6 protein-coding genes and 2 pseudogenes are annotated in these 12,192 nt (G+C 38.6%); 5 read left to right on the top strand and 3 right to left on the bottom strand.

Going from position 1 to position 12,192, the window contains the following annotated elements; genetic code table 11:
• Positions 1–27: 27 nt before the first annotated feature.
• The 3 genes and pseudogenes from GNIT_RS12065 to rfbB all read left to right on the top strand — a co-directional run.
• Positions 28–381 (top strand): annotated as a pseudogene (locus tag GNIT_RS12065) (dTDP-4-dehydrorhamnose 3,5-epimerase family protein); the annotation flags it as partial.
• 2 nt (positions 382–383) lie between these two features.
• Positions 384–1,265, top strand: a complete 882-nt coding sequence (rfbD, locus tag GNIT_RS12060; protein ID WP_014109506.1) for a dTDP-4-dehydrorhamnose reductase — start codon at positions 384–386, stop codon at positions 1,263–1,265.
• Positions 1,262–2,323, top strand: coding sequence for a dTDP-glucose 4,6-dehydratase (gene rfbB, locus GNIT_RS12055; RefSeq protein WP_014109505.1), 1,062 nt, complete (start codon positions 1,262–1,264; stop codon positions 2,321–2,323). Before rfbD ends, rfbB begins: the two co-directional genes overlap by 4 nt.
• Positions 2,324–2,407: 84 nt before the next feature.
• Here rfbB and GNIT_RS18580 read toward each other — a convergent pair.
• Positions 2,408–2,578 (bottom strand): annotated as a pseudogene (locus GNIT_RS18580) (MFS transporter); the annotation flags it as partial.
• A 1,113-nt stretch (positions 2,579–3,691) separates the two neighbouring features.
• On the opposite strand from GNIT_RS18580, the gene GNIT_RS12050 reads away from it, so the two are divergent.
• A complete protein-coding gene (locus GNIT_RS12050; RefSeq protein ID WP_148261715.1) occupies positions 3,692–4,903 on the top strand; it encodes an IS256 family transposase in 1,212 nt (403 codons plus the stop codon).
• A gap of 558 nt (positions 4,904–5,461) precedes the next feature.
• Here the strand turns inward: GNIT_RS12050 and GNIT_RS12045 are convergent.
• Positions 5,462–7,207, bottom strand: a complete 1,746-nt coding sequence (locus GNIT_RS12045; protein ID WP_014109500.1) for an arsenate reductase/protein-tyrosine-phosphatase family protein — start codon at positions 7,205–7,207, stop codon at positions 5,462–5,464.
• Complete coding sequence (locus GNIT_RS17710) at positions 7,204–9,258, bottom strand: GNAT family N-acetyltransferase (RefSeq protein WP_014109499.1); 2,055 nt, start codon at positions 9,256–9,258, stop codon at positions 7,204–7,206. Before GNIT_RS17710 ends, GNIT_RS12045 begins: the two co-directional genes overlap by 4 nt.
• Positions 9,259–9,457: 199 nt before the next feature.
• Between GNIT_RS17710 and GNIT_RS12035 the strand changes: the two genes are divergently transcribed.
• A complete protein-coding gene (locus tag GNIT_RS12035; RefSeq protein WP_014109498.1) occupies positions 9,458–12,178 on the top strand; it encodes a tetratricopeptide repeat protein in 2,721 nt (906 codons plus the stop codon).
• Positions 12,179–12,192 lie beyond the last annotated feature (14 nt).

Genomic DNA, 12,192 nt, shown 5'->3' with positions numbered 1-12,192 from the left:
GGCAATACCTGATGTAAAAATTATTGAACCCAAGGTAAATTAGTGCGCGTGACCGATGGCGCAGTTTTTGATGTAGCAGTCGATGTGCGCAAGAACTCAGCAACGTATGGGAAATGGGTGAGCGTTGAATTGTCGGCTGATAATAAGCGCCAGCTTTGGGTTCCAGCTGGTTTTGCGCATGGCTTCTATGTGATGACAGAGTTTGCCGACTTTAACTACAAGTGCACCGATTATTATCATCCTCAATCTGAAATATCCATCAAACATGATGATGCAACGTTGAATATTCAATGGCCTTTTGTGGATGGGGTTGAAACCTCGCTTTCTGCTAAAGATATCGACGGCTTAGCATTTGAAAAAGCACCAACTTTGGACTTATAGCTGTGATTGTTATTATCGGAAAAAACGGTCAGTTAGCCAAAAAATGTATTGAGATTTTAGGTGATAAACAAGCCATCGCGCTTGGCCGAAGCGATATTGATATTACTTCTGATAGCGCCTTTGCGGTGTTAGATGAAATCAAACCCAGTGCGATTATTAATGCATCAGCGTACACCGCGGTAGATAAAGCCGAGAGTGAGCGAGAGCAAGCATTGAGCATTAATCAGCATGCGGTGGCGCGTTTAAATCAGTACTGCGAAAAAAATGATATTCACTTCGTGCATATATCAACCGACTATGTATTTAAGGGAGATAAAGGCTCGGCTTACTTACCGGATGACGACTACGAACCTGTAAATATTTACGGCGAAACCAAAATGTTGGGTGAAAAAGCCATTCTCTCTAGCAAACATGAAAAAAGCTGCATTTTACGAACAAGCTGGGTGTATTCTGAGTTTGGCGGTAATTTCGTGGCTTCCATGCTGAAATTTATGGAAGAAAAAGAACAATTAGGCATCATTTGCGACCAAATAGGGACGCCTACTTCTGCCGATACCTTGGCTCGTGCTTGCATTCTTGCATCACAAGAGCAGTTGCGCGGGGTGCATCATGTTACCGATGAAGGCGTGGCCAGTTGGTATGATTTTGCTAAAGCAATTCAGCGCATAGCGTATCAACAGGGCTTGATTTCAAAGCAAATACCCATCAAGCCAATCAGCACCAACGAATACCCAACACCGGCGAAAAGACCCTTATATAGCGTATTATCAAAGCAATCATTAAAGACTGGATTGCCGACGCTAACCTTGCCATATTGGCAGGAGGCTTTAGCCTCAGTGTTGTTAACTATTCAGAAAACTCAACATAGGACGAATGTAAATTGAGAAAACTACTTGTTACAGGCGGTGCAGGATTCATCGGCTCAAACTTTGTGCATTATTGGAAAGAAAAGTATCCTAGCGATTTAGTGGTGGTTATTGATGCACTGACTTATGCAGGCAACATTGAAAGTTTAAATAAAGTTAAAGATACGGATAACTACGTTTTTGTAAAAGGCAATATTTGCGACCAAGCCTTAATCGAAAGCTTACTTGAAGAACATCAAATTTGTACCATCGTGCATTTTGCTGCTGAGTCACATGTAGACCGTTCTATTACTGGGCCAGATGAATTTATTGAAACTAATATTATTGGTACTTATTCTTTGCTCAAAGCGGCGAAAAAAGTGTGGTTGGACGGTGATAAGCTAGAAAATCACCGCTTTCATCATGTCAGTACTGATGAAGTTTACGGTACCCTTGAAGCCAACGATCCTGCTTTTCATGAAGATACGCCCTATGCGCCTAACTCACCTTATTCCGCGAGTAAAGCGGCAAGTGACCACTTAGTCAGAGCATATCATCATACCTATGGCTTGAACGTGACTACCAGTAATTGCTCAAACAATTATGGTCCTTTCCATTTTCCGGAAAAATTGATCCCGCTTATTTTAACCAATATTTTGCATGACAAAGCGCTACCGGTGTATGGCGATGGCATGCAAATTAGAGATTGGTTGTATGTTGCGGATCATGCCAAAGGCATAGATTTAGTGCTTGAGTCGGGTAGAATAGGAGAAAATTATAACATTGGTGGTAATAACGAGTGGGCTAATATCGATATCGTGAAGTTACTTTGTAAGCAATTAAATAAGGTGTTTAGCGCTGATAGCTCGTTGCATAGCCGTTTCCCATTAGCTAAACATGCCATTAACGGTACTGCAGAAAGCCTGATTTCCTTTGTAACCGATAGACCTGGGCATGATAGGCGTTATGCCATTGACCCTTCAAAGTCGAATCATGAACTGGGCTATGCACCAACAGAAACTTTTGAATCGGGTATTGATAAAACGATTCAGTGGTATTTAAATAATGAAGTGTGGTGGAAGCCTCTATTAAAATAGACGTTCACTTACAGTAAATTGCTCAAGTAACAAAAAAGGCGATTACTAATCAATAATCGTCATTTTTGTTACTTGATTTTATTCTTAGCTCAGCGCTTTTCCCGCCAACTTTTCCCACTTTCCGGTTTTCATTGATAGTAGTAACGGGTCGAATTTACCCGCAAATATTTCTGCAATGATACTTCCCATAGAATAAGTTAGCACGAGCACAGCCATCATCTTACCCGAAAAACGTTTAGGGGAAAGTTTAGATACTTAATCAATCAATAATAAATACTTAATAAGGTAATATAAAAAATTATCTGCTTGTTCTTGCATTACGCCAACCAATATATTTTTCGATTAATTTGGGTACGGTGTATCTTACAAATTTATTAGCTGGTTTTTCAAAATATAAAAAAGCTAAAATCGAAATTAATATCAAAGACATTAAATATGTTAAAAAATACACCAAAGGGGAAATAGAAAAGAAGCTTGAGAAGAGGAACTTATGCATTCTATATACTGGTACTTGAAGAATATATAGCGAAAAACTAGCTTCACCAAGCAGTACTAAAGTCTTTAAGCTTAATAAATTTATTACTTTTGAACAACAAAGAGACAAAGAAATAATAAAGCTCAAAAATTATGGAGCCAAAAAGCTTGATCCAAATGCAACTTTAAATCCAATGAGGTTTATCAATTGCCCCTTGTTATCCAGTATGAATATAATTGACAGCGCTGAAACGATTGCCAATAGTTGAGGGGAATAATTATAATTCACATTGCAATCCTTGTTTTTAAGTAACCAAACCCCTCCAGATATCCCTATCAAAAAGCTGCATAAATGAGAAATTGGGAAGTAGAAAATTAAATCATGTAAAAGTGTTCCAGAACCATTATAACTTCCATTTGATAAAGCATTGGTTAAGACCACTTGTGTTATTAACCAACATGCTAGAGAAATTGAAACAGTAGATTTGACAGACCATTTTTTCTTCTTGATATATAATAAAACAAATGGAAATATTAAATAAAAAAATGCTTCTACTGATAATGACCATCCTGGATAGTTTATTGAAAGGGGATATGGTGAGAACCAAGATTGCAGAAAAGTTACATTAAGCAATAATGCTGACCATCAGATAGATTTACCCTCGTATAAATCTATACTAATTATCAATATAATAGCAACCATGTAGATAGGCACTATTCGTGATACCCTCGCCCATAGATACGAAGATATTTTAATATTACGTTCAAAATGTGATATTGACATGACGAAGCCAGAAAGAACGAAAAAAAAGTTACAGCCGAGGCTGTAACTAATTTTGTGTAACTGCTTATCATAAATTACTCTATTGAGAGTTTAAGGATAGGCAGATGCAGATGAACAAAAAAGAACTTGAAGCTTTCGCAAAGGAAGCAGCCAAAGGCATTAAAACACCGCAAGACTTGAATGAATTCAGTCTCATGCTTAAGAAAATTACCGTTGAAGCGGCGTTGAATGCTGAGATGGAAGAGCATCTAGGCTATGAGAAACACGCTAAGTCACTCATAAAGAATAACCGCAACGGCAAAACCAGCAAACGCATCAAGACGGAAGATGGTGAGTTCGAGCTTGAGACTCCTCGCGACAGTGATGGCACGTTCGAGCCTAAATTAGTCAAGAAACACCAGTCCCGATTCACCTCCATGGACGAGAAGATATTGTGGCTTTACGCTCAAGGCATGAGCACGCGTGAAATCGTTCAAGCCTTCGACGAATGGTATGGTGCTGAGATATCGCCAACCCTCATATCGAGAGTCACCAACGCTGTTATTGACCAAGTCATTGAATGGCAATCGCGCCCGCTAGACCCTATCTATCCGATTGTTTACCTTGACTGTATTGTAGTTAAAATCAGGCAAGATAAACGCGTTATTAACAAATCTATCTTCCTTGCATTAGGCATAAACGCGGATGGTCAAAAAGAATTAATGGGCATGTGGATTGCTGAGAACGAAGGCGCTAAGTTCTGGTTAAACGTGCTAACGGAGCTGCAGCATCGAGGCGTGGAAGATATCCTTATTGCCTGTGTTGATGGCCTCAAAGGCTTCCCTGATGCAATTAACGCCGTATTCCCTGAAACCAACGTTCAGCTGTGTGTCGTTCACATGGTGCGTAATTCATTGAAGTATGTGTCGTGGAAAGACTACAAGGCCGTCACGGCTGATTTAAAACGTGTTTATCGCTCCAACACTGAGGAAGAAGCCTTGCTTGAACTCGAGCGCTTTGGTGATACCTGGAATGAACAATATCCGCAAATCAGTAAGTCGTGGAACGCGCATTGGCAGAACTTAAACACGATATTTAACTACCCTGCGGATATCCGTAAAGCCATTTACACCACTAACGCCATTGAGTCTCTCAACAGCGTTATTCGCAAGGCCATCAAGAAACGGAAGATATTCCCAAGTGACGATTCAGCTAAGAAGATGGTGTACTTGGCCATCACCGAGGCATCGAAAAAGTGGTCGATGCCAATTCATAACTGGCGTCAGGCGATGGTTCGTTTTATTATCGAGTTCGGTAACCGCCTCGAGAAACATATTAACTAATGGCAGTTACACAGAATATGTTACAGGCTCTTACAGCCTCCATTTCCGGCCCTGCTATCAAGATTCCCTTAAACCCTGTTGCATCTTTACCAAAGTGGTATATAACCACAATTGATCCAGCAATAAACCTGAAAAATGTTAATGATTCTATACGCATGATACATCCATGATCTTTTTGTTATTTATCGAAATATTTGGCGCTAGCACCCGTTGTTTGTCAAACTAGATGTCGCCTCATTAGTTAAATAACTACTTCATTTATATCTGGATTGAGCAGGCCATTGCCTTTCGGCTGCCAGTTTTTTGAATTTCCCGACCATCTATTGGGGTTTTCTTTTTGCTTATTGAGATAAAGCGTCTGTCTTTTTTCTAATATTCCAATGTCCTCACCAGTGTGACGTTGATGTGATGTAACGAAATTTATATCGCTAGTTGCTTAGAGTTTACAAATTCGTTGTGCTTTGTTAACGGGATTATCCCTTTAAAAAGCTCGCGCAATCCGGCCTTTCTACTAATTTATGCAATAAGTTAGTGCTGGGCCGATAACGTTTACTTTTTTCACTTTGAATTCACTTTCAGATACTGTTCAAAAATATTTTTAACTGCTTCAACAACAAGTAGGTAGCAATATTTAACGGCTTCATCGCCATTTCCGTATGGATCGGCTATTTCTTGGTGTTGGCCTAAGCCACTGGGTACAAAGTGTGCAAGATTAAATACATTTTTACAATCATAAAAACTGCTCAACAAGTCGCTATTGCGCTCATCGAAAATAAAAATAATGTCATCGTCCGGATTAACTGCAGACTGTTTTAGCCATTGTGAGCGATGAGTGTCTAGGTCGATACCGATATTTTTTGCACCTTTGATGCATTCAACCGGGCTTTGTCTGTTTTCGTTTTGATGAAAGCCAAAGGAATCAATTTGCCAATCTAAGTCCACTTGATTGCAAAGTGTTTGCAGCGTTTTATGCGCCATGGGGCTGCGCATGATATTGCCGTAACACACGAATTTTATCGACACACTAGGCGCAACATAAAGCATCGCCATTAATCTATTCATTTCGGATGTTGTGTGTGTGGGCTTGGATAATACTTTGCGTATTTTGCCGCCTAATGTGTTTCGATAAAACTGCTTCACTTCTTCTTTAAACGGCGCTTTGTCTTTTGCATCATAACTATCAATGGTTTCGTTGCTTAATAGTCGGCCGTAACCAATACCTCTTTTGAATAAACGATAAACGCCTTTTAAAACATCACCATGCTGCAAATCATATTCAAATTCGGCTTTTGTATCATATAAGTCATTACTTAAGCTTCGTGCGTACGCTTTTAAATTATACTGTTGATTAGGTAATTTATGCGGTGTTAACTCACCAAAGAGGGCTTTTGCATAGTCGGCAGGAAAGTCGATGCCAGCATGAATCGCTAATGGGAGTGAACCCCAGAAGCGCGCGTTAACCTCAATTAAAATCCAGTCGCCAGTTGTTTGATTCTTTTTGAATTCAAACATGCCAACACCATTGAACTTGGTCGCCTCGCAAAGTTTAATGCAAGACTCGGCCATGCCAGCATCAACAGGAATCGCTTTACGGTAAGAGCTCCCACCGCCAGCTCTAGGTTCATTCACTCTGGCGTGTGCGAACAAATGTTGTACTTGTCCATTCATTGCTAGCAGGCTTACACCTTCGCCAATGCCAGTAAAGTACTCTTCAATCAGAAATTGGTCTTCGGCATCTATGTATTTTGTGTATTGTGAAAGTTGCTCTTGAGTATCAACTATTTCCACTTTTTGACGCTTTGAAAGTTGTTCAGACTTAAAGGATAAAGTTGGTTTTATCACAAACTTTTGGCCGAAATGCGTTTGTAGGTAATCTAGGCTTTTATCTTTAAGTGTAATGATTTCGCCGCGTGCAACGGGCACACCACATTTAATCGCTATTTGTTTGGTGGTACTTTTATCGAACAGGTGCTCGATAACTTCTTGGTTAGGGATCGCCAGTACACAAGAGGGCGGAAACTTGTCTTTATTTTCAAATAGCGGAAATATCGCTCTTTCATCGCAAGGGAAGAGGGCGTCGTACTTTTCAATTTTAACGAGTTCTATTAGCGCTTCGAGCCATTCGCTTTGTGTGTAGGACTGATAATTTAGAAAATAAGCATTGCTAATGTAAACAGATTTTAAGGACGGCGATTGCCTGTCGTAGCAAACTACATCTACTTGATATCCTGCTTTACCTAATGATCGAATAACGCTCAAAAAACTGCGTGTATCTTCACCGAGTACCAATACTTTTTTATTCATGATTGGTCTCCAGGTAGTATGCTGAATATGGCGTCTAAGCCAAGAGCGCTGGTGTTCACTTCCCACACTTTTTGGTGTTTCAAAATATCAATTAAAATTATTTTTCCATAAGAATGGGCAGTTGCGTTTAATTTTTTTGAGGCTCTGTTTTTCGAAAATCCAACCAAGACCAAATTTGCAGAAACGGGTAAAACGCCTCTACACCATCCCTCTAGATCCGGAATGAAATGATTCAGGTCACTGGTTAGTTTTAGTTTTCGGGTTTCTGTATCAAAAACCTGAACTTGACCATCCACATTGGTAAAGTAAATATTGTTTTTATAAACCATGCCGTCGTGCACTAAATTCTGACCAATATCGATGCGAAGTGAGTCGTCCTCAAGGCAAATTGCGTCCATAGTATCGCAGCGCGTCACCCAAAGTTTGTTATTTAATACAAAGCCAAAGTTAGGATGGGTTAGGTGTGGTTTAGTGCTTTCAATTTGGCGATAGTCTTTGTTGGGTTGATACTTGCTAAGCTCGCTACTTTTCAAAGTAGAGAAGTGCTTGGTATCTTTTTCGTCAATTACTTCAATAACAGAATCTAGGCCGGTGTTAACCACGTAATCTTTTTCGTTGTGAGTAAATACGTGATGTAAATCGTTGAAGCAGGGTAATGAATAGTTCTTGATTAAGGTAAAGTCAGGCAGTGAGTATTTGTGTACTTCAGTTTCGGTAACAACTGAGAGTATTGCTTTGTTTATAGAGCCTGATTTGTAGATGATATTGGTGTTTTTTGATTGCAAACTCGTTGTGGGCGAATAGTCGACGCTATTTAATATGCTAAGAGCACCTTCAGGTGAAATCTCACAGTGCAGAATTTTTGCATTATTGTATTGAGGTCCGTCTTTTGACGCGTTTTCTTGTCCTCCAGTCAGAATCACCTTTATTGCGTTTGCTTGGCTTGAGAGTGCTGACCGCTTTTTATATTTATCCTTTAAGTTACGCAGTTTGTTTTCGAGTGTAAACCGCAGTTTTGGCTTGCTGAATATTGATAAATAAATAGGTGATGACATTGAAGAAAGTGAGCGTTTGTACTGACTTTCTCCAGCCATGAAATCGTATACATCAAACCCCTTGTTTAGGTAGTGTTTGATGGCTAAGTAATGAGACACTAAACCCGGTTTATAGGTTGCATCGTTTTCGTCGTAGTTATTTGCAGACAAATAAAACTTTACATCATTGTCTTGAATAAAGTTGTATAGGTAACATATAACATGCTTACCGGCACTGACTTTTATTAGGTCAACGAAACCTCTGTCAAAGTTTTTGGAAATTAAATCTTGATGGAACTTAACGAATACCGGGTTAGTAAATCCACTTCCTACAGTTGTGTTTCGCCAACGATTGATGTGAAACGGAGCTGCTTCTGCAAGCCATGAAAGGGCTTCTTGCGATGATGATGCAGTACTTAGTTGAATTTCACCTAACTTTTCGTATGACCTGATGCTTCGATTGATTTGATATCGAGTATTTTTGGATAGGGTAGCTAAATACTCTTTCTTAGTCTCCCGCAAGTGAGTTAAATCAACTTGGTAGCTGTGACTGTGCCATACCAATTGTTCATTTAAATTAGCCATATGAAAAGGTGTTAAGGCTGCTTTTTGAGATGCGCCAATGATAATTTCATCCCACTCATCGCTTTGAACTAAATGGTCTACCATCGACTTTCTTACCGCCTTCTCAGTGCCTTGAGCAAGCAAAAAATCATTGTACTCAATCCAAGTTTGATCAAGCTTTTCATTACCGGTTCGATGTAAGTGAAGTTGTTTAGATTTAACGAAAATATTTCGGGTAATTGACTTTTGAACTAGTATCCCTAAGCCAACAGTTTCATCATTAATTCTTGCCTCACAAACAATGTACTCACCATCGAGGCTATTTAGCCAATTTCCTATCCAACTCCAAGATAGAAAAAAGTTTGGGGTACTTTTTTTATATAGAGCCAGCCATAATTGCTTGAGTTTTTCTTTTGAATAGCTATTTCTATGCTCTACAAATATCTGATGCATCGCCAATTAATCATATGGAGTTTCTCAGTATTCTGATGTTTACTGCGATGAATGTCCACTTAGTTAACTATTTTACGTATGACTTGCTATTTTCATACTTCGAAAACTGTGTGTTAATGGAATTCCTAAACCGTAAATTGATTTACTTTTAGTATTCATATAGCCTTTGCCCTAACAATACCTCACTGGAAGAAGGTTTATGCGCAAACTATCCTCATTTATATTAATTTCTTTATTCACCGTGTCCTTAATTGGTTGTTCTGAGCCCAAAGAGGAAGAGCAAGTTGAACAGTCGCAAAAGCTTATTGCAGAGTCGAATTACGCTGAAGCCATTATCGTGCTGAAAGATGTTGTCGTTAAAAATAAGAACAATGATGATGCGAGGAGTTTACTCGCAGATGCTTATTTTAAAAATGGTGATTTTATACAGTCCGAAAAGGAGTTGATTAGGGTTACGGACTTGCGAAAACATACTCCGAAAGAGCAAGAGCAATTATTGTTAGCTATTTATTTTCAACAAGATGGATTTAGAATCATCGATATTGAATTGGATGATAAAGCTACTGATTTATCAAAAGTATTAAAAGCTTTCATAACGTTTTCTTCCACCAACCGGTTCAATGATGTTGTTGACCCAGTTATTCCTCAGTTGATAACGCAGGATAGTAAATTATTATTAGACGGTTTGATTGCTTATTCACTAGAGAACTTTACTGTCGCAACGGAACAGTTTTCTCAAATCAAAAATAAAGAAGCGTACTTTCCGTTTGTAAGCGTTATTAATGGGTTAGCACACTATCAAAGTGGCGAAAATGAAGCAGCCCTAGATGAATATAACCTTATTCTAAAATCGAGTATCAATTTTGACTTAGTGAAGTTATATAAAAGCGAAGCATTAATACAATTTCAAAAATATGATGAAGCTAAGGTTATTCTGGCAAAACTATCAAAAAAATACGAAAAACAACCCGTTGTAACCAAATTACTTAGTTTAATTGACTATGCGGACGAGGATTATGTCAACGCGAAAAGAAACTCTGAGCTAGCGATTACTTATGGAATTTCAGATTCAACCGTCAGAGGTATCGCTGCATTATCGTCAATGTCTCTTCAAAATTACGAAGCTGCTTATCAACATTTTCAGACAATGGGGAGCGATATTCAACGAGACGCATCGTTTAACGCTGCCTATTTGTATACGAAATTAAAATTAGGGTATGAAGCCGATGTGGCCGAAACCTTAATGCAACGCGAGAGTGGCGTTGAGTCATTTCCCAATATCACGGCTTCGACAATTGAGAACTTACTTGCAAATCGCGAGTTTGATATGGCTGAAAAACTCGAACAACAGATCATTGAAAAAGGTATGAGTAGCAATACTAGTATAGCTAGGGCGTTGGTGAAGATGGGTAACGTGACTGCAATTGAAGTGGTAGAAAATGAACTTAAAGTAAACCCAAGTGCAGATAGCCTTTACACGTTGGTTTCTTATTATTTTAATAGTCAAGATTTTGAGCAAGCCAAAACATTGAGCCTTAAGTATTTGCAGACTGAGCCAAACTCTTTAATGGCGTTAAACGCTCTTATGCTATCGCACGCGAACCTTGAAGAGAATGATGAAGCCTTAGCGATAGCTGCCAAGATTCAAACACTGTCAAAGAATGAAGCTATAAGCTCAAATTTTATTGCAATACAGCAATTTGAAAACAATGATTATGATGCTTCATACAAAACACTGAGTGAATCGCTTAGCGACAATATTCTCAATGTTTCACTATTGAAAACAATGAGAACTATTAATATTAAAATTGGCGAGCCAGAGCGTTCTTTACCGTTTTTCCAGAAAGCATACGAATTTGATAATCAAGCGGCATACAAGTTTTGGTATGCGCAGGCTCTAACCGATGCAAAACTATCTTTGAAGGTTATTGAGCTTCTAAAAAATCACCAATTTACAGCAAACACACCAAGAGCAATTTGGGTGTTTTTAGCAGATGCATACACCTACAATGAACAGCATAAAAATGCCGTAAATTTGCTTGAATCTTGGGTAAGGATTCAGCCAAATGATGCCTTTGCATATATTAAGCTATTGTCTCAACCTCAAGCAAAAAGGCTTGTTCCTGGAATTTATAATTTGGTAAAAGAAGGACTTTTACGTTTTAAAGATAACGAATTGTTTAGCCTGTTCGCCGCACAATATGCAATTGACTTGGGAGATGAAGCGATAGCTAAAAGAGTATTGACAAGTATATCTCCTGAGGTGCAAAAAAGCCTGTTTTACAAAAATCAGTACGGTCGTTATTTGCTGCTGACAAAAAAGTATGACAAAGCTTTACCTCTTTTAATTGCTGCATATGAAAATGAACCCAACTTTTTTCATTTATCTCAGGTAAATAATGCATATTTGGGTATGTTACAAAGTGACAAAGCGATTGAAGCAATTAATAGTCATTTGATTAGCTTTCCTGATGATGCACTAGCTAAAATGCTTAAAGCTGACGTATTAATGTGGACAGATCCTGACGCTGCAATTGAAGAATATATGATGCTCTTACAGAAATATCCTAAAAATGCCGTAGCGATGAATAATATTGCTTGGCTAAGTTTGCAGAAGGGAGAGATTTCACAGGCAAGAAATTTTGCGCAACAGGCTGTTGATTTATTTCCAACTAACTCCAATTTTTTAGATACGTTAGCACAAACCTATTTGCGTGAAGAGAACTACAAAACTGCGCAAAGTCTTTTAGCGTTAGCGCTTAAAAATAACCCGACGGATATTAATATTTTCTTTAACTATGCGGATGCACTATATGGTGTTGGGCAAAAAGAAAACGCAGTAAGAGTACTAAAAAACATTAGGACAGTAGATCCTAAATTGAAGGTTGAAATTAATCTAAGATTGAAAAAGTACTTGTAAGGTGTCGATATTTT

The sequence above is a fragment of the Glaciecola nitratireducens FR1064 genome, from assembly GCF_000226565.1.
In the GTDB taxonomy this organism is placed as follows: domain Bacteria; phylum Pseudomonadota; class Gammaproteobacteria; order Enterobacterales; family Alteromonadaceae; genus Glaciecola; species Glaciecola nitratireducens.
This window is presented reverse-complemented; position numbering and strand designations above follow the sequence as displayed.